The sequence below is a fragment of the Cupriavidus taiwanensis genome (genome assembly GCF_900250075.1).
Taxonomy (GTDB): domain Bacteria; phylum Pseudomonadota; class Gammaproteobacteria; order Burkholderiales; family Burkholderiaceae; genus Cupriavidus; species Cupriavidus taiwanensis_C.
Map to the genome: position 1 here is coordinate 31315 of NZ_LT977072.1, position 26539 is coordinate 57853.

Annotated in this window: 24 protein-coding genes and 3 pseudogenes; 17 read left to right on the top strand and 10 right to left on the bottom strand. The window is 53.0% G+C overall.

What is annotated here, in order from left to right; genetic code table 11:
- Positions 1-648: DDE-type integrase/transposase/recombinase (locus CBM2588_RS28920; RefSeq protein WP_172583720.1), on the bottom strand; the 648-nt coding region annotated here is incomplete at its 3' end.
- A 32-nt stretch (positions 649-680) separates the two neighbouring features.
- Entirely contained in the window at positions 681-968 is a 288-nt protein-coding gene (locus CBM2588_RS28925; RefSeq protein ID WP_231942337.1) for a transposase, read from the bottom strand.
- Positions 969-1263: 295 nt separating this feature from the next.
- Between CBM2588_RS28925 and nifE the strand changes: the two genes are divergently transcribed.
- The 6 genes and pseudogenes from nifE (at position 1264) to CBM2588_RS28950 (ending at position 5765) form a co-directional block, all read left to right on the top strand.
- The gene (gene nifE, locus CBM2588_RS28930; RefSeq protein ID WP_115684021.1) at positions 1264-2661 is read left to right on the top strand and encodes a nitrogenase iron-molybdenum cofactor biosynthesis protein NifE; all 1398 of its coding nucleotides are present in this window, start codon (positions 1264-1266) and stop codon (positions 2659-2661) included.
- A 105-nt stretch (positions 2662-2766) separates the two neighbouring features.
- On the top strand, positions 2767-4125 hold the full coding sequence (nifN, locus tag CBM2588_RS28935; protein ID WP_115683804.1) for a nitrogenase iron-molybdenum cofactor biosynthesis protein NifN: 1359 nt from the start codon (positions 2767-2769) through the stop codon (positions 4123-4125).
- Between the two features lie 47 nt (positions 4126-4172).
- Positions 4173-4559, top strand: a pseudogene (gene nifX, locus CBM2588_RS31170) (nitrogen fixation protein NifX); the annotation flags it as partial.
- A 102-nt stretch (positions 4560-4661) separates the two neighbouring features.
- Complete coding sequence (locus tag CBM2588_RS31175) at positions 4662-4859, top strand: CCE_0567 family metalloprotein (protein WP_269462465.1); 198 nt, start codon at positions 4662-4664, stop codon at positions 4857-4859.
- 18 nt (positions 4860-4877) lie between these two features.
- Positions 4878-5180 carry a ferredoxin III, nif-specific gene (gene fdxB, locus CBM2588_RS28945; RefSeq protein WP_115683806.1) on the top strand — a complete coding sequence of 101 codons (303 nt, stop codon included), beginning with the start codon at positions 4878-4880 and terminating at the stop codon, positions 5178-5180.
- Positions 5181-5198: 18 nt separating this feature from the next.
- Complete coding sequence (locus tag CBM2588_RS28950) at positions 5199-5765, top strand: nitrogen fixation protein NifQ (protein WP_115684022.1); 567 nt, start codon at positions 5199-5201, stop codon at positions 5763-5765.
- A 79-nt stretch (positions 5766-5844) separates the two neighbouring features.
- Here CBM2588_RS28950 and CBM2588_RS28955 read toward each other — a convergent pair whose 3' ends face one another.
- From CBM2588_RS28955 to CBM2588_RS28985, 7 genes are all read right to left on the bottom strand, one after another.
- Positions 5845-6330 carry a hypothetical protein gene (locus CBM2588_RS28955; protein ID WP_115683807.1) on the bottom strand — a complete coding sequence of 162 codons (486 nt, stop codon included), beginning with the start codon at positions 6328-6330 and terminating at the stop codon, positions 5845-5847.
- Positions 6331-6573: 243 nt separating this feature from the next.
- Entirely contained in the window at positions 6574-6873 is a 300-nt protein-coding gene (locus tag CBM2588_RS28960) for a ferredoxin family protein (protein WP_115683808.1), read from the bottom strand.
- Positions 6870-8180, bottom strand: a complete 1311-nt coding sequence (locus tag CBM2588_RS28965; RefSeq protein WP_115683809.1) for an FAD-dependent monooxygenase — start codon at positions 8178-8180, stop codon at positions 6870-6872. Before CBM2588_RS28965 ends, CBM2588_RS28960 begins: the two co-directional genes overlap by 4 nt.
- A complete protein-coding gene (locus CBM2588_RS28970; protein WP_115683810.1) occupies positions 8177-9304 on the bottom strand; it encodes an electron transfer flavoprotein subunit alpha/FixB family protein in 1128 nt (375 codons plus the stop codon). The genes CBM2588_RS28965 and CBM2588_RS28970 overlap by 4 nt, the downstream gene beginning before the upstream one ends.
- Positions 9301-10149 carry an electron transfer flavoprotein subunit beta/FixA family protein gene (locus CBM2588_RS28975; RefSeq protein WP_115683811.1) on the bottom strand — a complete coding sequence of 283 codons (849 nt, stop codon included), beginning with the start codon at positions 10147-10149 and terminating at the stop codon, positions 9301-9303. The genes CBM2588_RS28970 and CBM2588_RS28975 overlap by 4 nt, the downstream gene beginning before the upstream one ends.
- A gap of 15 nt (positions 10150-10164) precedes the next feature.
- Positions 10165-10503 carry a nitrogenase-stabilizing/protective protein NifW gene (locus tag CBM2588_RS28980; protein ID WP_115683812.1) on the bottom strand — a complete coding sequence of 113 codons (339 nt, stop codon included), beginning with the start codon at positions 10501-10503 and terminating at the stop codon, positions 10165-10167.
- A gap of 113 nt (positions 10504-10616) precedes the next feature.
- Entirely contained in the window at positions 10617-11708 is a 1092-nt protein-coding gene (locus tag CBM2588_RS28985) for a homocitrate synthase (protein WP_115683813.1), read from the bottom strand.
- 423 nt (positions 11709-12131) lie between these two features.
- Between CBM2588_RS28985 and nifB the strand changes: the two genes are divergently transcribed.
- The 8 genes from nifB to nifK all read left to right on the top strand — a co-directional run bounded on the left by nifB (position 12132) and on the right by nifK (position 20184).
- On the top strand, positions 12132-13688 hold the full coding sequence (gene nifB / locus CBM2588_RS28990; protein ID WP_115683814.1) for a nitrogenase cofactor biosynthesis protein NifB: 1557 nt from the start codon (positions 12132-12134) through the stop codon (positions 13686-13688).
- 106 nt (positions 13689-13794) lie between these two features.
- Entirely contained in the window at positions 13795-13986 is a 192-nt protein-coding gene (locus tag CBM2588_RS28995) for a 4Fe-4S binding protein (RefSeq protein ID WP_115683815.1), read from the top strand.
- A gap of 208 nt (positions 13987-14194) precedes the next feature.
- Positions 14195-14686, top strand: a complete 492-nt coding sequence (locus tag CBM2588_RS29000) for a nitrogen fixation protein NifZ (RefSeq protein ID WP_115683816.1) — start codon at positions 14195-14197, stop codon at positions 14684-14686.
- 286 nt (positions 14687-14972) lie between these two features.
- Positions 14973-15191, top strand: coding sequence for a putative nitrogen fixation protein NifT (gene nifT / locus CBM2588_RS29005; RefSeq protein ID WP_115683817.1), 219 nt, complete (start codon positions 14973-14975; stop codon positions 15189-15191).
- 1 nt (position 15192) lies between these two features.
- The gene (locus CBM2588_RS29010; RefSeq protein ID WP_115683818.1) at positions 15193-15471 is read left to right on the top strand and encodes a hypothetical protein; all 279 of its coding nucleotides are present in this window, start codon (positions 15193-15195) and stop codon (positions 15469-15471) included.
- A 667-nt stretch (positions 15472-16138) separates the two neighbouring features.
- Complete coding sequence (gene nifH, locus CBM2588_RS29015) at positions 16139-17020, top strand: nitrogenase iron protein (protein ID WP_115683819.1); 882 nt, start codon at positions 16139-16141, stop codon at positions 17018-17020.
- Positions 17021-17096: 76 nt separating this feature from the next.
- Positions 17097-18557, top strand: coding sequence for a nitrogenase molybdenum-iron protein alpha chain (nifD, locus tag CBM2588_RS29020; RefSeq protein WP_115684023.1), 1461 nt, complete (start codon positions 17097-17099; stop codon positions 18555-18557).
- A gap of 70 nt (positions 18558-18627) precedes the next feature.
- Entirely contained in the window at positions 18628-20184 is a 1557-nt protein-coding gene (gene nifK, locus CBM2588_RS29025) for a nitrogenase molybdenum-iron protein subunit beta (RefSeq protein WP_115683820.1), read from the top strand.
- Positions 20185-20595: 411 nt separating this feature from the next.
- Here nifK and CBM2588_RS29030 read toward each other — a convergent pair.
- Positions 20596-21015, bottom strand: a pseudogene (locus CBM2588_RS29030) (transposase); the annotation flags it as partial.
- Here CBM2588_RS29030 and CBM2588_RS29035 point away from each other — a divergent pair.
- From CBM2588_RS29035 to CBM2588_RS29050, 3 genes and pseudogenes are all read left to right on the top strand, one after another.
- Positions 20989-21789 (top strand): annotated as a pseudogene (locus CBM2588_RS29035) (IS256 family transposase); the annotation flags it as partial. The pseudogenes CBM2588_RS29030 and CBM2588_RS29035 sit on opposite strands and share 27 nt — an antisense overlap.
- 1762 nt (positions 21790-23551) lie before the next feature.
- Positions 23552-24586: a pyridoxal phosphate-dependent aminotransferase gene (locus CBM2588_RS29045; RefSeq protein WP_115683822.1), complete on the top strand. Its 1035-nt coding sequence runs from the start codon at positions 23552-23554 to the stop codon at positions 24584-24586.
- A 14-nt stretch (positions 24587-24600) separates the two neighbouring features.
- Positions 24601-26199: a thiamine pyrophosphate-dependent enzyme gene (locus CBM2588_RS29050; RefSeq protein WP_115683823.1), complete on the top strand. Its 1599-nt coding sequence runs from the start codon at positions 24601-24603 to the stop codon at positions 26197-26199.
- Positions 26200-26539: the final 340 nt, after the last annotated feature.

Genomic DNA, 26539 nt, shown 5'->3' on the forward strand with positions numbered 1-26539 from the left:
GGGCTGCACGCCCAGGTAACCCATCATCGCCAGCATCGTCCCTCCTTTCATGACGCTGCCGTTGTCCGAATGCAGCACCAGCACCAGCGGCCGGCCGGCGGTCCTCTCGCGCAAACAGCCCAGCGACAGCAGTTCGCTGGCATGGTTGGCCGATTCGCTCTCGTGCACCTCGTTGACTACCAGCTTGCGGCTGTAGATGTCCTGGATCATGTACCAGTAGAAGAACCGACCTTTCACCGTCGTGGGCATCCACGTGATATCCCAGCACCACACCTGGTTGGGGCCGTCGGCTCGGTGGGTGGTCAACGCACGCGGCTTGGCTTCGTGGCCGCGCCCGCGCCGGCGCGCCTGGCCGGCGGCCTTGAGCAAGCGGTAGAAGGTCGATTCCGAGGCCAGGTAGCGGCCTTCGTCGGCCAGCCTGGGTACGATCTGGTGCGGCGTCAGACCCTCGCAGCCGGGCTCGTTGGCCGCCGCCAGCACGGCCTCGCGCTCGGCCTCGCTGAGCTTGTTGGCCGGCACCGCACGCTGCGCGCCCGGCCGTCTATCCTCAGGCGTATGGCGCCAGCGCTGCAAGGTGCGCTCGTTCAGGCCCAGTTCCTCGCACGCGAGGGCCTGGCGCGCGCCGCTCCTTAACGCTTCATCGATCAACGCAATGGCTTCGCGGCGATCCGAGACGTTGATCAGTCCTCCTCGTCCCTTCCCCAGATCGCCTCGGCTTTTTTTCTTAGCACCAGCAGCGCTGCCGTTTCCGCCAGCGCGGCGTCCTTGCGCTTCAGCTCACGCTCCAGGTCGCGGATTCGCTTCTTCGCGACTGCTTCCTCGCGCAGCTGTGCCATGCCTGCCCTGGGCGGCGCCTTGGCATTCGCCTGTTCACAGGCAGCACGCCACTGCCGGATCTGTTCTGGCTGAATGCCCTTCCTGCGGCAGTATTCGGACAGCTCCGCTTCGCTCAGGGGTGCCGTCTCCATAGCGTTTCATTCTCCAAACGCTTCCGCCCTCCATTGTCCTTTATCGAAAGGCGGCGGGGCGACAACTATCCTGACATGGAGGGCCTATAACAAAAATTTGTGACAATTCAACGCAAATGAGTCTACCCTCGAGGAACTGCATAGTGTCGGGACCGATTCCAACTTTGCCACGGGAGCGGCCATCTACGACAATTGCGCCAGCGTCCGCGTAGGACTGCATAATGGAAAATGCACGGCTGCGATGATGGTACGCAACTTGCTGACCTTCGCGAACCTCAGAGTGTATGGAGTCGTTATGTCGCGAAAGGCGAGGGGCGCCGATCTTTTTGACCAACCGAATTGTGCGAAGAACCGGGCTAAGAGCGAGGAGCGGCGAAAGCAGGGCTGCTCAAAGCAGCTTTCACCGGGGGCGGCCGCTGGGGGTTGCGCTTTCGACGGGGCGAAAATTGCGCTTCAGCCTGTGGCTGACGTGGCGCACCTCGTGCATGGACCAATCGCATGCGAAGGCAACTCTTGGGACAACCGCCACGCGGCCTCATCAGGGCCGACGCTCTATCGTACTGGCTTCACGACTGACATCAATGAGTTCGACGTGATCTACGGCGGTGAACGACGTCTATTCCGCAGCGTGCGCGAGATCATTGAAAAGTACAATCCACCTGCGGTCTTTGTTTATCTGACGTGCGTTACTGCGTTAATCGGCGATGACATAGATGCAGTTTGCAAGCAGGCTTCAGATAAATTCAGTAGACCAGTTATACCGGTGCACGCGCCAGGGTTCGCTGGATCAAAGAACGTCGGCAATAAGCTTGGCGGCGAGGCGCTTTTGAATTATGTGATAGGTACCCGTGAGCCTGCATACACAACCCCCACAGACATCAACGTAATTGGCGAGTACAACCTGTCAGGCGAGTTATGGCAGGTAAAGCCGCTCTTTGACGAACTTGGCATCCGTCTTTTGTCGTGTATAACTGGCGATGGTCGGTACAGCGATATTGCGAGCGCGCATCGGGCCAAAGCGAACATGGTGGTCTGTTCGAAGTCCATGGTCCACGTGGCAACTAAAATGCAAAAGCGTTATGGAATTCCCTACCTTGAGTGCTCATTCTACGGAATTGGCGACACAAGCAATGCTCTCCGCCAGATCGCGAGTCTGTTGGTGCAGCGAGGGGCATCTGGAAAACTGATAGACCGTACCGAACGCCTGATTCAAGCTCAGGAGGAGCGGGCATGGGAGCGGATTGCCACGTACCGGGCACGTCTTGAAGGTAAACGGGCGCTGCTAATCACAGGTGGCGTGAAATCATGGTCAGTTGTGGCTGCGTTGCAGGAGGCCGGCTTAGAAATTATTGGCACAAGCGTGAAGAAGAGTACCAAGGAAGACAAAGAAAGAATCAAGGGGATCCTCGGACAGGACGCGCTCATGTTCGACAACATGACGGCGCGCGAGATGTACAAGCTATTGCACGATGCGAAGGCCGACATCATGCTGTCTGGGGGCCGCTCACAGTTTATCGCATTGAAGGCGCTTATGCCTTGGCTTGACGTAAATCAAGAACGTCATCATCCGTATGCCGGGTATGAAGGGATCGTGGAGTTGGTCCGTGAGATAGAGCGTACTATTTACAACCCGGTGTGGCAACAGGTGCGCATCCCAGCGCCGTGGACTAACGGAGGTGAAGTCGCCTGGTAAATAGATTCGCGCCACAGCTAATGTACTAGGAATACTAAGCCGCCACAGAATCCGGGAAGCACATCTTCATGCGTGGCGGCGGTCTAGGAAGGTGAGGAGACCATTATGGCTATCGTGATCCAATCTGAAAAAGCCTGCGCGGTAAACCCGTTAAAAACTAGCCAGCCACTCGGCGCCAGCTTTGCGGCTATGGGGCTCGACGCTTGTATGCCCGTGTTGCATGGCTCACAAGGTTGCGCGTCGTTTGCCTTGGTGTTGCTGACGCGACATTTCAAGGAAGCAATCCCGCTGCGGACTACCGCAATGGATGAAATCTCTGCGGTTTTAGGGGGATACGATAATGTCGAGACGGCATTGCTTAACATCCGTAAGCGCGAGGCGCCGAGAATAATTGTGGTCTGTTCAACAGGTCTCACAGAGATCAATGGCGAGGATCTCGATGGTCATTTAAGAGCTATACGCAAAGGTAATCCAGAACTGATCGATACCGAAATTGTGTACGTCTCGACGCCAGATTATGTTGGCGCCTTCGAAGACGGCTACAGCAAAGCTGTGGTGGAGATTGTCATGGCGTTGGTAAAGCCGCTGCCTGCTATTTATCGACAGATTAGCGTGTTGCCGGGGAGCCATTTGTCGCCGCGTGATGTTGAAGAACTACGGGTGATAGTTGAGTCATTTGGCCTAGACCCAATAGTCCTCCCGGATATTTCCGGTTCGCTCGATGGCCACCTTGATTCAGAATGGCGGGGCATAACGCAGGGCGGAACCACGCTCGAACAAATCCGCGCTGCTGGGGCATCTTCTTTCACAATCGGCATTGGAGAGCAAACTCGTGCTGGTGCGCGAGCGTTACAGGAAATTGTTGGGACGCCATTCGAAATCTTCGAACGTCTCACGGGTCTGGAACCTAACGATCGATTATTGCGACTTCTCGCGCAGTTGTCAGGGCGAGCCATTCCAGAAAAGTACCGTCGGCAGCGTAATCAACTTCTGGATGCAATGCTGGATAGTCACTTCTATACGGGGGGTATAAAGGTTGCGATCGGTGCAGATCCGGACATGCTCCTTTCGGTTGGGTCGCTGCTGCACGAACTAGGGGCAGAACTATCAGTCTGCGTCAGCACGACCACATCTCCAGCGCACGCTCTATTGCCCGCAAGCGAAGTAGTGCTGGGCGACTTGGAAGACATGGAACGTGCGGCCGGCAATTGCGATGTGCTAATCACTCATTCGCATGGCCGTCAAATGGCTGCGCGACTCGGCAAGCCGCTGATGCGCGTAGGCTTTCCCGTATTCGACCGCGTCGGAAACGCACATCGATGTCAGATAGGATATCGAGGGACGATGGACCTGATTTTCGAGATTGCAAATCTGATGCTTGAGCGAATCCAGTTCCGCGCACCGACGGATTGGCCCCTACCCACGATCAATACCCATCGCACTGCGGAAACCCCGGTGATCTAATGTCGAGGTTTCGTCCAGCCACTATGTGATTCTACAGGAGACGACACATGAAAATCGCATTCGCCACGCAAGATAAGGAGCATGTTGACGCACACTTCGGGTGGGCCAAGCATATACTCGTCTACGACGTGACAGCGGCCGCGCACAGGTTCATCCAGGCTTTCGATTTCAGCGACACGCCACAAAATCATGATAACGAAGCGAAGCTGGGTCAAAGGCTTGAAGCAATCCATGACTGCGCGATACTGTACGTCGCCGCAATTGGAGGTGCCGGAGCCGCGCGCGTGGTTGCGCTGAAGATCCACCCTATCAAGGTGGCAAAGGCGGAGCCGATTGAAACGATCCTCAGAAAGCTGCAGGAGGTGTTGAAGGGAACGCCGCCTCCGTGGTTAAGGAAGGTGATCAAGAAGGATCTGGGCACGTCATACGATTTCGGCGCGGGCGACCGGTTAGCGAATGATCGCGCCTACCTCAAAGAGAAAGACTACCCTCCGCCACAAATACCCTTCAGTACTGAAGCTGACAGCGAAGACAGGATAAACGACCCTGAGGCAACAAAAGCTCGTTTGAAAAGATTGAACACGCTTGCGGTGCAAGCCAAGATGGATCTACACGACCTATCCGAAGACTTGCCGGCTAGTTGGGAGCAAATTTTAGTCGTTGCCAGACGCTGCCACGAAATCCACGCCGCGTTGATGGAGGCGCGGAAAACCGCCGGCTTGGCTTACAAGTGAATATCGCGAGAATGCAACGTGAGTGACAACTTTACTGTAGTGCTACCAAGTGGCGCGATCTGGACGCCAAACTTTGTAAGTTCTATCGATCATCAAAATTGTATCGGGTGTGGGCGATGTTTTCGTGTGTGTTCGCGCGGTGTCCTTCAACTTGTTGGGGTGAGCGAGGATGGCAGCCAGATTTCTCTTGAGGGGGAGAAAGAAAATGAGGAGGAGTTTGAAAAGAAGGTTATGACTATCTTGCATCGCGAGTATTGCATAGGTTGCACTGCGTGCGCGAAGATTTGTCCAAAAAAATGCTACACGCACGCGCCTGCCTAGGCCTTAGTTATGACGAAGATGAATTTCCACAGTACGCTAATGCGTCACGCGGTAGATGCCAATGACTGCACGGTGCTGACCCTTGCTGGCGCCATTTCTTCAACTTTCGAGGAGGGAAACGTACATGGCCTCCCCATAATAGGACTTGATGCCAATGAAACAAGATGGTTGCTTGCACACTGGTTTCCAGGTGCCGAGTATGCGTTATCTTTGCAGCTAAACAGGGAGGCAACCGCGCAAGACCAGATGTGTTTTGACGAGGTCGAAGAACTCGTAACCTTGCTTGAGGCACACGCTGATCCGAGTGCCGGTACACCTATCGAGGTGCGCTGTGTTTCTCATGCATTGGCCTCCGCGTGTTTGAAAGACAAACATCTCTGGCAAAACTTACGCCTTCCATCCCGGGCCGAGCTGTCAGAGGTTCTGAGGTACTGGTTTCCCATGCTTGCCGAAAAGAACGTACATGGAATGAAGTGGAAAAAGTTCCTCTACAAACAGCTATGTGAACGCGATGCGTTTTACGTGTGCAGGGCTCCGAGCTGCAGCATTTGCCCCAGTTTCGGAGACTGTTTTGGGCCTGAATGATGAAAAAACGATCTTTACAAGTAGAGGACTGTCAGGGCCTGGTCATATAAAAGGATAAGGTGACTAATATCGGCTGGCGCTATCTTAATGGCGAACGAGCGAGCAAGGAATCAACGATATCTAAACCGATGCTGTTGTTGGGGTCCAGCCAGCGAAGTTTGTTCATCAGTTGGAGCGCCATGGCATGCTCGCCGAGCCGTATACTAAATAACGCCTGGGCTTTCAGGGTAAAGAGCCAGAAGCGAGCAGGGCCTGAAATAGTGAAATCAGCGTCGCCGGGCCATACCGCACGCCAATCAATGTTGATGGACGCCTGGCGCGCAGCAGCCACCAGGGCTTTGTCTGCCACCTCCTGCGCTTTTCGAAGCTCACCGCGGCTTGCTTGTAACTTATACAGCATATAGTACGGTGGCAAGCAGGTGGGGAACGAAAGAACTGTCGTCCATAAGATGACCTCCGCATTGTCATTTCCGCCCTCCGGAATTGTATTAATCAACTGGATGGCCGGGGGAGTGGCAGTGCTGCCAAAAAATTCGGCCAATTCGATATCGGTAATGAGGTTCATTCCTCTCTCCTGCAAGGTGAGGCTCCGGATGATTTTCTTGCTTCCAAGCCGATGCGATGACTGCCGGAATGGAGACAATGAATTGGGCGCACGTACATCATAAAAAAGCAGTCCTACAGAAGGCCCCTTGGCTTAACGTCCAAGACGGTAGGCAACATCAGCTTAGGGAAAGGCGTTCTGAGATTGTTTGTAAATAGGGGGGAGCAGTATGGTCAACACCGCTCATTTCATTGCGCCGTGGCCTCAGCCGAACTTGAACTGGATACCATGACCGCCTCGCGGGTATTCCCATTCGACGTTACGGTGGTCAGTGCAGAGAATGCGGCAACTGCCGCATTCGAGGCAGCCGTCGGTAATGAGCGTAACGGCCCCGTTGGTCTCACTGCGATAGCAAGAAGCTGGGCAGATGTAGGTGCAGCTTTTGTCGGCACAGTTATTGGCGCATACTTCCGCGTTCTTGATATGGATATGTGGCCTACCTACATCCACGCGATAGCGGTTTTGATATAGCTTTTCTTCGATGTTGACTGTCACGTTTATCATCGAAATGCCCTCCATAGTTTGTACGCGTCGCCAAGAAGACCAGGCAGGGTCCGGCTCTTTCTAAACTTTCCGATGATTTCATGTTTTTTCGTCGTCTTATCGATGCCGTCAACGGTAATCATCGTACGTGCTGCGAATGCGATCAGGTCAGGATACGTCGTAAAGAACTGGGGGTTCTGTCGGAGGATCTCTGGCATGTGGCGATATTTGTGTAAATCCTTTATCACGAAGCTCCTATCGAGCGCGCGCTTGTACGCCGAAAGCACCTCGGAGCGGTAGCCACGACCCATGGCTTTTGCGAGTATTGCCGTTTCAGCAGCAAGGCGGCCTGTCGTCATTGCTAGGTTAGACCCCTCTCGATGTGCGGAGTTGACGAACCCTCCGGAATCGCCCACTATCATCCATCCGTTGCCATATACTTGTGGAATCGTATTGAAGCCACCTTCGGGAATCAGATGTGCACAGTACTCCTTCATTTCGCCTCCATCAATTAGCGGCGCTATCGAAGGGTGGTGCTTCATGTTTTCCAGCAGCGCATAAGGGCTTATGCGGTGTGCGGAATTCTTGAAGTCACTTAACATACAACCAACGCCGATGGTCAGGGACTCTTTGTTTGTATAAAGAAAGCCCGTGCCAGTCATGCCATCGGTGATGCGGCCCACCATTTCAATAGCGACGCCTTCGTCTCCTGAAACGTTAAAGCGCTGGCGAATGGTCTCCTCGGGAAGAAAGAGAATCTCTTTGACAGCGAGCGCAACGTTATGCGCTTCAATTTCGCTGTGAAATTTTGCCTTTCGGGCGAGCGTTGAGTTGACGCCATCTGCGAGAATCACAATGTCCGCATACACGTCACCCTCCTCCCGGTCGCAGTGAACGCCGACAACTTGATCTCCATCCATAATCAGTTGATTCACTGTCGTCTCGCAAATGAGCAATGCGCCGGCCTCTCGGACCTTTGATGAGAACCATTTATCGAATTGAGCGCGGATGATGGTGTAACGGTTGTACGGTGGTTTGTTGTAGTCCTCGCTTCGTACGTGCGTGCCTACGAATGACGTATCGTCGAGCATCCACATGCGTTGCTCAATGATGTGCCGCTCGAGCGGTGCGTCGTCGCGAAAATCTGGGATAACTTGTTCCAGGGCATTCGCATAGAGAATCGCTCCCTGAACGTTCTTGCTCCCCGGATACTCACCGCGCTCAACTTGGAGGACCTTCAGACCGGCCTTGGCCATCAAGTAGGCAGCGGCGTTTCCGGCAGGTCCTGCGCCAACGACAATTACGTCAAAACGCAAAGGTTCGGTCATTTGACTACCCTCATATGTCCGGACTTATGCTGCGCCAAGTGATCCTCGCAAGCTTGAGTCAATGCTGGCAGTAGTTGCATGGCATCTCCTACGATGCCGTAATGCGCGTAGTCAAAGATTGGTGCGTTTTCATCGGTGTTGATGGCCACGATTACGTCAGAACTTTCCATCCCGACGCGATGCTGGATGGCACCGGAAATTCCTGCGGCGATGTAAAGTTTTGGTCGAACGGTTTTACCCGTTTGCCCCACTTGGCGCTCGGCTTCGACCCAGCCAGCTTGCACGCAGGGGCGAGTCGCACCTACTTCGCCGCCGAGTACACGCGCCAGATTGAAGACCAGCTTGAAGTTTTCAGGGTTCTTAAGTCCCTTTCCCCCACTTACAATCACATCCGCATAAGGAAGATTAATCTGATTGCTTTTTGAATCGGTAATGAAATTGAGTAACTTCGTCACGATGTCGGACTCAATCATACCTAATTGCTCATGAATAATCTGTCCGCAACGGCCGGTCTGAACTGGCGGCATCGCCATTACGCGCGGTCGGACCGTCGCCATCTGAGGCCGGCATGCAAGTGTCATTATCGTACAAAGAAGTGAGCCACCGAAGGTTGGGCGAGTGGCCGCAAGAGCGCGCGAGGTAGAGTCGATGCTCAAGCTAGTGCAATCGGCCGTCAGCCCCGTCGAGAGAGTCGTTGCCACAGAGCCGGCAAGATCTCGGCCCATAGTGGTCGCTCCAAGAAGCAGGATCTCCGGACGATATTTACTAACTAGATCGGTCAATCCTTTCGTGAATGGTTCATTCCGATACCCCCGCAACACCGGATCGTGGATCACATACGCCTTGTTTGCACCGAAACCAAATGCTTCGGTTGCAAACTGCTCAAGGGGCTCTTCAGGGCCGCCGAGCGCGACAATTGCTACTTCACTGCCCAGCTTGTCGGCGAGCTTGTATGCCTCTCCTAGGAGTTCCCACGACACGCTATGAACCTGACCCTGATCGTGTTCAAGGAAAACCCATACACCCTTGTAAGTTTTCAGGTGCTCAGGTAACTCAAGGTGGCGGTTGCTGCTCTTTCTAACGGTGGTGTTCGGCATGTTGTCTAAACCAACGGAGGAATTCATGAGAACCTCTTCATTAACAGGTCCGCCTCCAATGTTGGATGACGGGCCAGGATCTTTTGCACAAGTTTGTGGGAGACTTCTTGGAGGTTCGCGGCATCCACTTCCAGAATTTCGCCTTTTTCGTCTCTCGGCGTTGGGCCGAATACTTTGCTGACTACGGTGGGCGAGCCTTTGAGCCCAATCCTATTCAAGTCAGTGATACCGGCTTGCTCCCGATTCCATTTGCGTATCGGAAACGCCGCCGCGTGTATCATCGCGGGGAGTTTTGCAAAACGTAATTCGTTCGTATTCTCAAGCATCGTTATGAGACAAGGCAGCGCGGTCTGAAGCACTTGCACGCCTCCTTCGGCACGACGCTCGACGACGATTGAACGCTTATTTAAATCCGTCTCAACGATCCTTGATACATAGGTCAGGAGTTGGAAGCCGAGCCGTGTCGCGATACCGGGGCCGACTTGCGCGGTGTCGCCATCGATGGTCTGCTTACCGGTAAAGACCATATCCACTGTTTGTTGAGTCGTGATCTGTTGGATGGCAGCGGCAAGCGCGTAGGACGTTGCAAGCGTATCAGCCCCGGCGAAAGCGCGGTCGGTGATGAGTATGGCTTCGTCAGCGCCGAAGCTGATGCACTTGCGTAGCGCGTCCTCAGCCTGGGGCGGCCCCATGCATAGCGCCGTGACTCGTCCGCCGAAGCGGTCCTTCAACCGCAACGCCTCCTCTAGTGAGAAGAGGTCGTACGGGTTGATGATCGCTGGAACGCCTTGGCGCATTATTGTATTGGTGACCGGATGCACCCGAATCTGCGCTGAATCGGGGACTTGCTTGATACAGACGACAATGTGCATGGTTCCTTCTCCGCGTTAGACGGTGTCGCGCTTTCCCAGTGAAGCGCGAAGGTTGTCAAGGCTAACGTACCTTCGTCCTTCTGCCTCCCGAAAACACCTGAAAACCTTCTGTTCCGCTGGCGTTGACGAGACGAAATCGTTGTACGCTTTGAGGAGCAAGCTGCGATAAAATTCGAACAGCGCGGTGCCGTTGTCGAAGGAAGGCTCTTCTTGTTGCTCGATGTACTGGAAGAACCGTTTCAGGATATGTAGACGGCTAACGTTCAAGACTGTTTCGTCGAATGCGATGTCAAAATGCCGAAAAAAGTCCTCAGTTGAAGAGAGGTGTTGCTGCTGATTGAGGTGTCCTTGCATATCTTTGCTCCGAGGTGAAGTAAGCTGCTAGGAAGTAGTTTTCAAATACGGCGTGTGACGTACATAGACGCGGACCGCGCTGTTTCGACGAGTAACGGGCCGATTAGCTACCGCTACATGGACCTCCTACGGTTGCCAGGAAAAGGGATAATGGGCTTTGCTGGATATCTCCAGCGCCGCTCGCGATGCAGAGATAACACCATTTTTTTAACTACTCGCTCCCGGAAAACGGCCTCGGAGTTTCCCGAATCTTGGTAATCTGGGTGCGGACGCGTATTAGACAGCAACGAATCGTGCTTGTCGCATCGGCTCAGCCGGGAATCGAAATGGGATACGCGGGAGTGTGTATTCCAACTCCTAGCTCGATGGGAGCCTATACGGGTTCTTATTCTGTTCGACGGCACTGTCCGGTCAAACGCATCTTTGACAAGAGAAGAGATCTGGACGAGCGTTTTTCTATCGACGCCTGTATCCTGCCCAAGTAGATGCTGTGAACCCGTCACGACTTCCTCGAGCGCCGCCTTGCCCTTCGGGTGAACCATGCCTTTTACTGCTGGGTTCACATGTGGGGCGCTGGAGTTGAGCGCAGCTAGTGTATGTGCAGTAGCGAGACCGACACAATTTTGCAAATAGATTTTTTTCTCCAAATCAACTGCATCGTGCAGCCTTGCAATGAGGTCGTAGGCCGCAAACGGGAGAATTGCACCAACTTTGTTGGAGAATTGGATCCGCTGTTCACCACACATGCTCGGGCACAGCGCGACTTCCACAAGGAACGAGGAGTACGCACTCCCAAGGCTTAACATACAAATAGATATTCCTGTGTGGCATTTCCCTATCTTCCGGATAAGGCGCGCGATCAGGGATAATACCCAAGCTCGCGACAGCCGCAGATGGTGCGAATAGAGATCGGAAACGGAAATGGACAATTGCACAAACTCAGCCTTGCAGCGCAAGGCAGCGGTTTGCTCGGTGTCTGTCGAACACCGGGAAATTATTGTTTCGGGCTTGAGTTTCATGTCCCCAATAGCGTCGATAAACGTTATCTCCTCATCACCCATTGCAGGGATTCCCGTTAGCAACTCTGGAATTTCCGGAGCCAAGAATATGCCGGAAATCGCACAATTTTCTTCTATCCGATAAAGGCACCTTGGGGGCTGTTCTGGGCCGCACAATGTTCTCTTGATAATAATCGGTTTAAGCATCGCGGTAGTCGCCTTTGCGCGTCATAGGGTCCTAGACGGCCGAGCAAGCGTTGTGCCAGCCGAGTTCAATAAGCTGGAGCGCTATCTTCAGGAGCGGCGGCGGCGACGCTGTCAGTAAAATTGGGGCTTCGCACACTTTTCGTGTCGCGAATGTCTCTGTCCGGACAAGCTGCTATTAACTCAACCGGTATTGACCGGTGCCGAGAAGAGGGAAGCCGTAGTAGGCCAATTTAGCTCTCTCTTTTCGCAGTGAGCTTGGAGCTGGCTTCGACCCACCCGCGAGACGAACTCGCTGCTGTCGGTTCTTATAGAACGCAAGCGAATGTTGGCCTCCTTCATACCGGTCGAGACGCTCCATGCGCGATGGCACGGATTTCGCTTTTTTCACGATGACCACCCACTCTCGATGAGAAGGAAAGAGTTATGCGAGATAGCGCGAGCGCGAGCACGCTACCATCGACTACCTGTTATGGAGGCGAGGAGAGAATTGTGCCCCTAATGCCAACTAGCAGAACATCCGCTCTACGGGGCGGCGGTACTGCGTCTGTTGGTGCCAGCGTGTTGAAGTGTGAGTCGTCTGGAGAGGCCGAGGGGATGCTGCCGGGGGTGTGGGATAAGATAAAAGATCATCCGTGCTACTCAGAGGAAGCGCATCACCATTACGCGCGCATGCATGTAGCGGTTGCGCCCGCCTGCAACATTCAGTGCAACTACTGTAACCGCAAGTACGACTGTTCAAACGAGTCGCGACCTGGCGTTACGTCGAGAAAGCTGACGCCAGAGCAGGCGGTGAAGAAAGTGATGGTTGTCGCGAGTCGCATACCGCAATTGACGGTGGTGGGTGTTGCTGGGCCCGGTGATTCTCTCGCGAGCCCGGGGACCACGTTTGAGACGTTTCGTTTGCTTAAGGAGCGAGCTCCCGATATCAAACTATGTCTCTCAACCAATGGCCTCGCGTTGCCTGACTTTGTGAATGACATCTGCCGATACAATATTGATCATGTGACAATAACCATCAACATGATCGATCCGATTATTGGAGCAAGAATTTACCCGTGGATTTTTTGGAACCGTCGCCGATTGACAGGGACGGACGCCGCAGGCGTGTTGCATGAGCGGCAGATGCGAGGGCTCGAAATGCTAACAGAACGTGGCGTACTGACGAAAATCAATTCGGTGTTGATTCCAGGCATTAACGATAAACATCTGATTGAGGTAAACCGCGCTGTGAAAGAGCGAGGTGCATTCCTTCACAACATTATGCCGCTAATCTCCGACCCCTCGCATGGTACGTACTTTGGCCTGCACGGACCACGCGAACCTACCTCCCATGAATTGAGGACAGTACAGGAAGCTTGTTCGGGCGGCGTGAAATTGATGCGGCATTGCCGGCAGTGCCGAGCGGACGCGGTAGGTCTCCTCGGGGAGGATCGCAGTGACGAGTTTTCTCTGGAGAGTATCGAGCAGATGGATATCGGTTATGACCGAAACATCCGCCACGAGTACCGGGTCCGCACGGAGACTGAGATCATGGCGCAACGTGAGGCAAAGAGGGAAGTACTAGCGTTAACGCAGGGCAGGAAAGCGACAGGATCACTGAAGGTCAATATCGCCGTTGCCACGAAAGGCCGGGGTCGCGTGAATGGGCACTTTGGGAATATTTCTGAACTAAAAATCTTCGAAGTTAGTGCTTCTGGCGTGCACTTTGTGGGTTCCCGCCGAGTTGAATTGTATTGCCAAGGGGGCTACGGTGACGATGAACGACTAGTACGTATGATACGCGCGATCAACGATTGTCATGCCATTTTTGTGGCGAAAATTGGTATGTGTCCGCGTAAGGAACTAGCCGATGCTGGCATCGAGTCGGTGGAGCAGTACGCGGGAGAGATTGTTGAGGTCGCAGCACTATCTTGGTTCAACGACTACTCAAGCCGTGTGGCTGGTGGCGCATCGTTGCGTAAACATTGCGACGATGCATGATCCGGCAAAGCGCGTCTATAAAAGTCCAATAACGACCATTTGACGTGCAAAGGTCATGCATGCGCGGAGGAGTAGTACAGTACTTTAAATTGTAAGGAGCGTATTTATGGCCCTGAAGATTATTGCCTCAGCCTGCACCGGTTGCTCGGCGTGCGAGGCACAGTGCCCAAATGTTGCCATTAGGGCGAAAGGTGATGTGCTGGTAATTGATCCTAAGAAGTGCACTATGTGCGAGGGACTCGACTTTCCGCAGTGTGTGTCGGTGTGCCCCGTGGACGATTGCATAGTACCGGCTTAGCATGGCCACAGCGCGCTTCTAGAAGGCCTGTTTATCGGTCTGGTTCATGTCATGGCTCAAGCTTTACCGGTGGAGAAGCTATGGATTGCTGGAAAATATGGAACTAGGACCCGTTGGCGTGGCATTGTCGGTGGGGTGCGAACATGCCTCTAGCGTGGAGGGCAACTTTGCGGATGCCTAATTTAGAAACTGACCTCGGGGAAAGGCGATGTCGGGACCAAAGCAGGTCTTATGCAACTCTGAGAGAAATGACACCGTCGAAATAGCGTTTGAACCTAGCTTTGAGGTTGGCGAGCGCGTAATTGCACGGTCGATGGTTCGCAACGATGGAACGTTTTTTGGGAAAGACATTGGCGAAGTTATCGTGAATAAAGGAGATACTGGCTACATCACTAGAATCGACACCTTCCTGCAACGATTCTACATCTATGCTGTTCACTTCGTCGCGAGTGATCGTCGCGTCGGCATGCGCGCAAGAGAACTCTGCACGCTGGACCACTTAAATGAAGGCGTATGCGCGCCTATCGGCGACCACATCGCGGGCCCACCGTCCATCACAGATAGGGAAAATTTTGACGGGACCGTTCTGAATTCCAAGGGAGGAGTCAATCACAAACTGGAGAAATCTTGTGGAAGATCAGTCCATAGATTATCTGGTACTTCAAAAAAAGGTTCCGCGTGCTGTTGTAGGGAATCCTGACGGACCTGCGCCTTGCCCGCTAAGAGGAATTGGCCGTTCTCGCAAGAGAAGATCGATTCGCCGGTAAGATTTGGCGGACCAGACCAAACGGGTAAGCTGCCCTTGCAGGTCTTTTGTACGTAACGAGTCGATTATGCTTGTCGGGGCTCTGACAAAATGTGTGTGATTTGTCCTGAGAATTTTTCAATACGCGCCGTTCAATGCGTGGCGGTGAACCTGACAAATCTTTGTAACGCGGTGTTGCCATGTACTTTTCTTCCAGTTTCTCCGTTTTTGGAGGCCCGAAATGAAAATTATGATTCGAAAGGATATTACAGGTACACTAAAAGCATACTTGCCAAGAAAGGATCTTGAAGAGCCGATAGTTTCCATGACAAAGGAGCAAATGTGGGGCGGCCTCGTTAAGCTTGCGAACGGTTGGCAGTTTCAGTTACCAGAGATGGCGCCAGATACTAGGCTTCCAGTCACTGTCGAAGCTAGACGAGTTGATTCTGGAGGAAAATGACATGGCACTCACTGGTGATCAGATCAATATTATAACTGAATTGATCCGCAAGGAATCATCACTTCCTGAAGTTGCGGCCAAGTGGCAAAGTTGCTATCCGGATGTTCGTGTAATCCGGGTGAGCGAGCTCGAAATGCGATACGAAAAGCCGGTCATTGAATTGGCCGGGCGGCGCGTCTATTTTGGCGCATCCACGGGCGTCTGCATTTCTATAACGTCGGAGCCAAGCAACGCCAATATGCTGATCCTTACGGAAAATTGGGCATACAATGATGAGTGATCATAATGCCACAATATTCGAATGTGGAATTTGCGAAGTGAAAAGATTTAATTTTAATAAGTGAGGAAGTAGCCTCCCGTGGAAAACCATAGTTGGCTTAAAAGTTGGCTAACCGACAACTAAGTCGACCTCAGTGTCTCTTCTCTGGAACTTTCGAATCTACGACGACTCTCCGTACGTAGTTGCGATAGATTTTCAAAAAAACAGAAAGTATTCCATATTACCGCTGGGCACAGGGTTTGTCGGTTCAACGTTCCGAAATTGCCCGATGGCTAGCGTGAATCTGCCAAGCACTTCTCTATTTCACCGCACGCGTGCCAGCCTTAATGATTCAAGTTGATAGGTCACTGGGGCGACGCGAGGGCGCGTTAGTTGCCAAACGACGTATTTCGACAAAGCGCGAACGGTTTGTCAGTATCGCGACGCGGCCATAGTTCACAGTCATGGCCACCAGGAGTTCCGGAAACCCGCGATTTATCGGGCTTTCTGGAGTTCTTAGCGACATGGCACGAAAGCTGCGCTAAAGCGGTCGCGCGGACACGAGCTGGCCGATGCGTGCTTTTGAAAGAAGAAGACCATAGGGAAACACCGCAGACTGAGGACATGATCGTGGCCTTGCAAACCATGATTTTCTAGCTTCACTTTCTATTCAAAATGGAGTATCACAATGTCTAACCTTCGGCAAATAGCCTTTTATGGTAAAGGTGGCATCGGCAAGTCGACTACCTCGCAGAACACGCTAGCGGCGCTGAGCGACCTCGGGCAGAAGATTCTCATCGTTGGGTGCGATCCAAAGGCGGACTCGACACGGCTTATTTTGCATGCTAAAGCCCAGGACACAATCCTCTCGCTTGCGGCTGAAGCGGGATCTGTCGAGGATCTTGAGCTGGATGACGTAATGAAGATTGGTTACAAGGACATTCGGTGTGTCGAGTCGGGGGGGCCTGAACCGGGGGTTGGCTGCGCAGGCAGAGGTGTTATAACGTCAATCAACTTCCTGGAAGAGAACGGCGCGTATGATGATGTTGACTACGTTTCCTATGATGTGCTCGGCGATGTCGTCTGTGGCGGTTTCGCGATGCCAATACGTGAAAACAAGGCCCAAGAGATCTACATTGTTATGTCTGGTGAGATGATGGCGATGTACGCGGCAAACAACATTTCTAAAGGCATTTTGAAGTACGCAAATAGCGGCGGCGTGCGCTTGGGTGGGTTGATCTGTAACGAGCGAAAAACGGACAAGGAACTTGAGCTAGCTGAATCGCTGGCGGAGATGCTAGGCACGAAGTTGATACACTTCGTGCCTCGCGACAACGTAGTCCAGCATGCAGAACTGCGTCGAATGACCGTCATTGAGTATGCGCCAGACTGCGCTCAGGCAGGGGAGTATCGTGCGCTTGCCGAGAAGATCCATAACAATGGTGGAAATGGCGTTATTCCGACGCCAATCACGATGGACCAGTTGGAGGATCTCTTGATGGCGAAGGGGATTCTGGTGCAGATCGACGAGTCAAAAGTTGGGAAGACTGCGTCAGAGCTTACTGCCTAGCCAGGTTTGAACGACAGCCGCCGTGCGCGCACGGCGGCTATTGGGACGAGCATGTTGATTACCTATGGATTACGCGATGACCACGACGGTTGAGGAACGGAAGGCCGCCAACAAGGCCCTCATTGACGAAGTGCTACGAGCTTACCCTGAAAAGATGGGAAAACGACGGGCCAAGCACCTAAGTTCATTCGAGGAAGGCAAGCCAGATTGCGGGGTGAAGTCAAATATCAAGTCGCTGCCTGGGGTCATGACGATTCGCGGGTGCGCGTATGCTGGATCAAAGGGCGTGGTATGGGGCCCGATCAAGGACATGATTCATATAAGCCATGGGCCCGTTGGCTGTGGCCAGTACTCATGGGGATCGCGTCGCAATTACTACGTTGGCACCACGGGCATCGATACGTTCGTTACGATGCAGTTCACCTCTGATTTTCAGGAGAAGGACATAGTGTTCGGAGGTGACAAGAAGCTTGACAAGATCATTGATGAGATACAGCAGCTGTTTCCGCTCAACAAGGGGATTTCGATCCAGACAGAATGTCCGATCGGTCTTATCGGAGACGACATTGAGGCTGTCTCAAAGAAGAAGAGTAAGGAGTATGGCGGGCACACCGTCGTGCCTGTGCGCTGCGAGGGTTTCCGTGGTGTGTCGCAGTCACTCGGTCATCATTTGGCAAACGACGCGATCCGCGACTTTGTGTTCGATGCTCACTCCAATAAGCGGCTCGCACTTGAATCGACACCCTATGACGTTGCTATCATCGGCGACTACAACATTGGGGGGGACGCGTGGTCAAGTCGAATCCTTCTTGAAGAGATGGGTTTGCGGGTAATCGCACAATGGTCCGGTGACGGTACATTGGCGGAACTGGAGAACACCCCAAGGTCGAAGCTGAATTTGTTGCATTGTTACCGATCGATGAACTACATCAGTCGACACATGGAAGAAAAGTATGGAATTCCGTGGGTGGAATATAATTTTTTTGGTCCGACAATGATTGAGAAAAGCTTGCGTGAAGTTGCAAGTCGATTTGATGACGCGATTATGGAAAATGCAGAAAAGGTGATCGCTAAATACCGCGCAGTATCTGATGCCGTCATTGCGAAATATAAGCCTCGGTTGCAAGGTAAAAAGGTGATGCTCTTTGTAGGTGGGTTACGCCCGCGGCACGTTGTAGGGGCATACGAGGATCTAGGCATGGAAGTCATCGGAACGGGGTACGAGTTTGCACACAATGACGATTACCAACGAACCACGCATTATGTAAAGGATGGCACGCTCATCTATGATGATGTGACGGGGTACGAATTTGAAAGATTCGTAGACCAGGTGCACCCCGATCTTGTCGGTTCTGGTATCAAAGAGAAGTACGTGTTTCAGAAAATGGGAGTCCCGTTCCGCCAAATGCATAGCTGGGATTACTCAGGCCCTTATCACGGCTACGACGGATTTGCGATATTCGCACGTGATATGGACATTGCTATCTCAAGTCCTGTATGGAACCTCGCGAAGACGCCGTGGAAAGATCGAACATGAGCAGGGAGATCGCAGCGGCGTATTGGCGTCTAGCGAACGGTTATTTATTATTTACATACAGGAGTGAGTGATGCCGCAATCGACTGACAAAATTCTCGATCATGAATTACTTTTCCGGGAGCCGGAATACAGGGCGCTCTTTCAGAATAAGAAAGAGTTCGAATTCAAGGATCCTGAAGAAAAGATAAGGGAGTTTTCCGAATGGACTAAGACAGAAGACTATAAGAAGAAGAACTTCGCCAGAGAATCACTGACTGTGAATCCGGCCAAGGCATGTCAGCCGCTTGGAGCCGTGTTTGTAGCAAACGGCTTTCACAAGACACTTCCATTCGTACATGGTTCTCAAGGCTGCGTTGCATACTACCGTTCACATTTTTCGAGGCATTTCAAGGAGCCGACTTCGTGTGTGAGTTCCTCAATGACTGAGGATGCGGCGGTCTTCGGCGGCCTGAACAACATGATTGATGGACTGGCTAACGCGTACAACCTTTACAAGCCCGAGATGATTGCCGTATCCACAACATGCATGGCGGAGGTGATCGGGGACGACCTCGATGCATTCATCAAGAACAGCAAGCAGAAGGGCAGCGTCCCTGAAGATTACGATGTGCCTTTCGCCCACACGCCAGCATTTGTCGGTAGTCACGTGACGGGTTATGACAATGCGCTACTGGGCATCCTGAAGCACTTTTGGGGCGGTAAGGCAGGGGCGTCCAACCCGTTGGTCCGAACGCCTGACGACAGTGTGAACTTCATCGGCGGCTTTGATGGCTTTGTCGTCGGAAACATGCGTGAAATCAAGAGAATATTCGATCTGTTTGGCGTAAAAGTGAACATTATCTGCGACCCGTCGGAAACCTGGAACACACCTACGGATGGCGTGTTCAGAATGTATCAAGGTGGGACAAGGAAAGAGGAGGTGGAACGCGCACTGAACGCTAAAGCAACATTCGTTTTCCAGGAGTTCTGCTGCGAACGAACAAGTAAGTTTATCGCTGAACAGGGTCAGGATGTCGTGGTTTTAAATGCGCCGGTTGGCGTTGGTGGCACTGACCATTTCCTTATGGAGATTTCGCGGGTGACCGGTAAGCCAATACCAGCTGAACTGGAAAAGGAGCGAGGTCAACTCGTAGACGCTATGGCGGACAGTCAGGCAAGCCTCCATGGTAAGCGGTACGCATTGTATGGGGACCCGGACCAGATGCTGGGATACACCCAATTTCTCCTCGAGATTGGGGCTGAACCAAGCCACGTGTTATCGACAAACGGCAACGACGCTTGGGCGGAGAAAGTACAGGCGTTGCTCGATGCGTCACCATATGGTGCAGGATGCAAAGTCTATCCGAAGCGTGACCTCTGGCACCTGCGCTCTTTGTTATTCACGGAGCCGGTGGACTATCTGATCGGCAACACATACGGAAAATACTTGGAGCGCGACGCCGGGACACCCCTCGTGCGGCTCGTGTTCCCCATTTTTGACCGTCACCACTATCATCGGTACCCCACTTGGGGATACGCTGGTGGTCTTCGCATTCTTATGGCGCTACTCGATGAATACTTTGAAGCATTGGACGCTAGCACTATTGCTGTTTCGGAGACTGACTACAGCTATGACATTGTTCGGTGAACGAACTGCGGAGCCTATCGAAGGTCAAATCGCCAAACGGCTCTTCGTTTTTGCGTGAGGACTTTGAATCGGATAAGCGGGAGATTCGTTTTTGCGAGAGCGAATGAGTGATCGCTCGCTCCGTGCGGCGATCTGCCTGCCGATAGCCATTGAGACGAGCTCTGTTGGGAGGGCGACGCAGTAGTCTCACGTGAAAGCGCTTGTTCAACGTACGTTCCTTTGCCGTTTGTCCGACAGGCTTTCCCTCAGTGCAGGCGTGGTTACGGCGGTGGACGTGTATGCCTTTCGGAGGCGCGGGAATTTATGCGGGCGGCCTCGGACCTGTCCGCATTCTTTATGTGCGAGGCGGTTTTAAATTCTGTTAGCCTCGTTCCGCAGTAAATCGCTCGACATACAGAATAGCAAACTGGTTCATGGCGGACTTTCAGTCAGGGTACGAACCGACTTGGCCAGCACGTTGCGCAGCGCCAACCACAGGAGCTTGACAGCGGCTTCATTCGAGGGAAGTGCCCTCGGGTTCTGAAGATCTTGCGCAACTGTATATTCAGGCTTTCGATGGCATTCATGGTGTAGATCAACGCGCCGTATCTCGGGCGGGAACACGAAGAACGGCGCGACGTGCTCCCAGGCGCGTCGCCACGACTGCGCGATCATCGGCAGCTTTTCGCCCCACGGGGCATCGGCGAAGTCCTGCAGCACATGTTCGGCCTCTTGTTCGCCGGCCACGTTGCAGATTGGCCGCAGCACCTGCGCCAGCACCTTGCGGTCCTTGTAGTTGGCGTAGTCCAGGCTGTTGCGGATCAAATGCACGATGCAAGTTTGTACCGTCGTGCAGCGGCCCGCGGGCCGCTGCCGGCTTTGCCTGAAGGCCTGCTCGACAAACTGGTTAAAGGGCCGATGGCGCCCAGCGAGTCCAGGATCTGATGCTGGCTGTTTAACAATGCCATCATCGAGCGGGCGATGGGCGCCGAGATGAGCATGCACTTGGGCTATAAGCCAGGCGAGCCCAAGCCGGCCGAAGAGTCCAATGCGCGCAACGGCCTCACCGGCAAGACCGTCGTCACCGACCGTGGGCCGGTGCGGGTCGAATTGCCACGCGACCGCAATGACAGCTTTGAGCCGGTCTTGATTCCCAAGCATGAACGGCGTTTTACCGGATTCAACGAGCGCATTATTGCCATGTACGCGCGCGGCTTGAGCGTGCGCGAGGTCCAGGCATTCCTGGCTGAGAGCTACGGAACCGAGGTCTCCCCTGACTTCATCATCTCCCCTGACTTCATCAGCTCGGTCACCGATGAAGTCATGACCGAGGCAATCGCGTGGCAGAGCCGCCCGCTCGAAGCCATGTACCCAGTGGTGTTCTTCGACGCGTTGCGGGTCAAGATCCGCACTGACGGCGTGGTCAGCAATAAGGCCGTGTATCTGGCATTGGGCATCCAGGCAGACGGTCAACGTGATGTGCTGGGCCTGTGGGTCGAGCAGACTGAAGGCGCCAAGTTTTGGCTCAAGGTCTTCAATGAACTCAAGAACCGAGCCAATCAGGATATCCTGATTGCCGTGGTCGATGGCCTCAAAGGCCTGGCTGAAGCCGTTGCGACCGCCTATCGCTGCCTTCTGCGATTCGACCACCTATTGCAGATGCTCGATGCGGGCATCGCGCTCCAGCAGCAGGGCCTTGAGCGCTTCGATGTCGTCCGAGTACGCTTTCGCCGACGTTATGCCAGCACTCCACGCGCCGGCACTCAGAATTACAATGCCGAGATCGGCTCCGCAGTGCGCACCGGCTGTCGCAAGTCGATGCCTTCCAGCAGCATTGAGATCTGCGGCTGGCTCGGGCTGACTACACCCCCGACCGCACGCGACCAAACGAAGCGGCCTCGTACAAGCAGCGGTTTCATCAGCAGGCACATGTCATCACCGATCCACCAAAGCGGCTTGACCAGATCGCCTCGTCGGCGATGGAACACAAACACGGAGTCGCTAAACGGGATCCGCTCTAGCACGGTGTGCACCTTCGCGGCCAAGCTGTTGAAGCCAGAGCACATGTCCTTACGCCAGCAGCCAGCCACACCCGCGTTCCAGTTGGAAGGCCCACATCACCGAGCCCCTCCCAACAGGGTCGGCAGCACGAGCTGCAGGACGTCTGGCTCGGGCTTGCCTTCGAACCTCACACGCACACGTCGACATTCGATGACGAGCCTGGCTGATTCAATCGGCTCCGGCTTTCGCGGCGATGCCTTCTCTATGGGCAGGAATAGTTCGTCCGGCTCGGATGCCGCGGCATGTTCATGATCTTGCAGCCACGTCGATGCAAGATTCGCGCCCAGGCCAATGCGCTCGCGGAACTTCTGACAGTGAGTGTGCCGGGTCCAGCGTTTCCGCCACGACCTTTGTGCGGAATTCCTTCGAGTAATTCTTGGAGAATTACGTGGGACCCCGCGCGTTGTTTTTGGTTCCCACCAAATTTTGGTCGGACCAAATTGCCACCTATGGCTCTTCATAAGCAGACGGTGCTGGGCAACACTTACTGCTCTACTTTTGGAATTTCATTTGCAACGTGTAAGGGGTTTGTGGCACTTCAACGCGTCTTGTTCAACAGTGAGCGCTCTAGGACTTGAGCGGCGGGAATGCTCGGCCTATCGACGCCTGACCGCCGACCTGTGATCTAGGCAACTACAATATCGAATCTCAAGGTCATCAGGGTTCGCGCGTACGGCTATCCTGACGAAGATAGCCTGTACAAATATCAGTAAGAGTTCGTTCCATGAAAGAACTTCATGGCGTCTTGAAAACTGATCATTTTACCGACCTCGCACGGAGCAATTACAATAAAAAAGGTGGCTTGAAAAGAAGGCGGCTAGGGTCAAGCTAGGCAGTAAAGAACTTTAAGTGCATTCCGAGGCGGCATGGGATAAGGAAGTGTAGCGGTATCCAGCATCGCCGCAAACAAGGGGTGCCAAATTGAGCAATCCTCGTTGATTATGGCCCGCCATATTCTTTGCCGTATGTTGGGCGGTATTCTGCATTGAGCTTGAACTTATCCGTCATCAAGCAGACAAACCAAATATCGTTTGGACGCGCGGCATGCACAAGGCACTTCCGTGAACATAATGCTCATTAATTATCGACGGGCAAGTTCAAGTCTGCGGAGGCAAAATTTGTCAACTCTTCCGGGTCGTTATCGGGTATCCGGCGCCGAAATGATGAAATATGTCCTATTTCATCATTGTTCAATGGTAAATATTTGAAAATTTCAAAATGAAATTCTGCAGTGGATTTTTAAACACCCCCCTCGTTTAAGGTTGCGAGAAATAGCCAATTGTTAGGGTAGCATAATCAAATGCAGGGCTATTTGTGAATTGATGAAATGATGGCGGACGAAGAAAGAATGAAGATTACGAAACTCTCCTCAAACGAAAACCCATTTGGTCCATCACCCAAAGCAGTTGATGCCGCGAAACTAGCAATTGCCTCGGCCAATCGCTATCCAGAACGCACCGACAACATGCTTTGCGATGCCCTAGCTGCGTTTCATGGTAGAGGCCTTACAAGCGCGCAATTTTTCTCGGCAAACAGCGGTGTCGAGGTACTGTCTTTAGTGGAAGATGCGCTGATTAATCCTGGTCAACGTGCCATCATATGTCCGCCGTGCTTTAGTGAATACTCAAGATCTCTTGCAAGTAAGGGATGCGAGATAGACAGAGTGCCTCTTATTAGACCAGATTTCCGCTTGGACGTCGATGCAATCCTGCGCAAGATAAACAAGGATACCAGGCTGCTATATCTTTGTAATCCAAATAATCCGACCGGGACCTGGTTTGGGGAAAATGTGTTGGGTGCGATGTTGGATAAAATTCCGGATTATGTCACCGTAATTTATGACGAGGTGTATTATCAATTTGCTACGGAAGAAGGCCTTCCTGACGCTATACGGCATGTCCTCGATGACCAAAATGTCGTGATCGTTCATAGTTTTTCCAAGGCTTATGGCTTGGCTGGTATGCGAATCGGTTATGGGATCGCGCCGCAACGGATAGCACGGAAGGTGAAGAAGCGGAAACGAAATTTTCACCTAAGCACAGCAGGAATGGAGGCTGCAATTGCCGCTTTGGGGGATAGGGTTCATTTGCAGCGCACCGTCGATAACAACCATGCCGAGCGGCGCAGGCTCGCGACCGGGCTGAAAGCCCTGAATCTGGAGGTTACACCAAGCCAGGCAAACTTTCTCATGGTTCGCTGTCCCAAAGGCTTCAACGCTGAGGAACTGGCGGGGCTCTTGGTTGGGCACGGGGTGCTGGTACGTCCCGCGTTCGATCTGCCGCACTGCATAAGAATCACGGTCGGTGCACCACGTGACAACACGAGATTACTCGCTTTATTAGATACGCTTCTGGAGGGCTGAAGACTATGAGAGCTATGACGGGTGGTGAGGCAGCAGTTCTTTCTTTGCATAACCTCGGAATAAGGACGGTATTCGGCCTACCTGGCATGCAGAACGATTGGCTCTATAATGCATTTTACGATCATCGAGAAAAATTCCGGATAATTCACACTCGACATGAGCAAGGCGCGGCATATATGGGACTCGGTCATGCTCTGGTCAGCGATTTGCCCACGGTATTCAACGTTGTTCCGGGGCCCGGCCTTCTCAATTCAACCGCCGCGATCTCGACGGCGTACGCACTTAACGCAAAGCTGATGTGTTTGACCGGTCAGATAAACTCAACTGCAATAGGAAGGGGTTGGGGGGAATTGCATGAAATCAATGATCAGCTCTCAATCTTGCGTTCCCTTAGCAAATGGGTAGCAACTGCTAACACTCCATCGGAGATTCCGATCTTGATCGGCGAAGCCTTTCACCAGATGCTTTCGGGTCGACCTCGACCAGTTGGACTGGAGATTCCAATGGACGTGTTGGCCAGCACGGCTCCCGCCGATCCCCAACTCAAACTACGCACTCCCTATGAACCTCCTCTGGACGAGGACGCTCTCGATGAGGTCGCCAAAGTGCTAGGTGCCTCAGTTGCTCCAATGATATTTGTCGGAAGCGGTGCGCAAGGCGCGAGCACACTGGTCCGGCAGTTAGCGGAGGTCTTACAGGCACCGGTCGTGGCATATCGTACCGGCATGGGGGTTGTGGATGCCCGTAGCTATCTCTCCCTTCACCTGCCCGCCGCGAAGGATCTTTGGAGAAAAACTGATGTTGTTTTGGCCATCGGTACCAACATGCGAATCCCAGGCAAAAAATGGATTCGGACACATCGGCCGGATATTATTCGCATTGACGTTGACCCGACCACCCATCGTAGATTTTTCACGCCGAAATGCGAAATTACGGCTCGGGCAGAGCAAGCCTTGCCACTCTTGCTGAGAAGGCTTGAAAAATACAATGCAGTTCGAAGTCCACGTGAAACTGCATTGATGGAAGTCAAAGCCGCATGGGAAGCGCGTTCAGCAGTGCTCGAACCACAATTGAGCTATCTGAAGGTTATCCGTGAAGAAATAGGTGAACATGGAATATTTGTAGACGAATTAACTCAGGTTGGCTTTGCGAGTCGCATCGTTTATCCCGTGTTCAGTCCCCGCACTTACATATCTACCGGCTATCAGGGAACACTTGGATATGGATTTCCGACTGCGCTCGGAGTGAAGGTTGCAAAGCCTAACGTGCCAGTGGTTTCTATTACGGGGGACGGCGGGTTCATGTTTGCCGTTCAAGAACTAGCCACTGCTGTACAGCATAAGATTCCTTTGATCGTTCTGCTTTTCAATAACAACTGTTTTGGAAATGTCCAACAGATGCAAGTCAACGACTACGGCGGTAGAATTATAGCAACTGATCTTCGAAATCCAAATTTCTGCCGTTTGTCGGAAAGCTTTGGTGCACAAGCGTTCCGAACGGACTCTCCCGAAGGACTGCGGTTCGCATTACGTCGCGCCATTACAACGACGAGTGTACCGACGGTGATCGAAGTCAGCGTGGGGGATATGCCAAGTATTGACCAGTTCCGGTGAGGTGATTCTCCATTCTATGAAGTTTTCGATAAAGTTGACCGCTTCAGGAGCCGGTATGGAGAACGGCTGGACACAGCTATGAATTTCCAAATGTTTATGGGATCGCCCCCGTGCCCGAAGAGAATCCACTCATATGATGGCTGAGTGATCATGGCCGCATCGATTTGTTCACCTTCACGCGCTTGCAAATCAGACGGGCACGCCAGTTGGCGACGCTCACGACGTCAACATGACCCTGTCATCACCTTAGCGATTACAATTGTATTGACCCGTCAGCCTTGCTGAGTAGGTTGGATAATGGTATCGGTCTATCACGCTGGTTACCCCCTACCCACTGTAC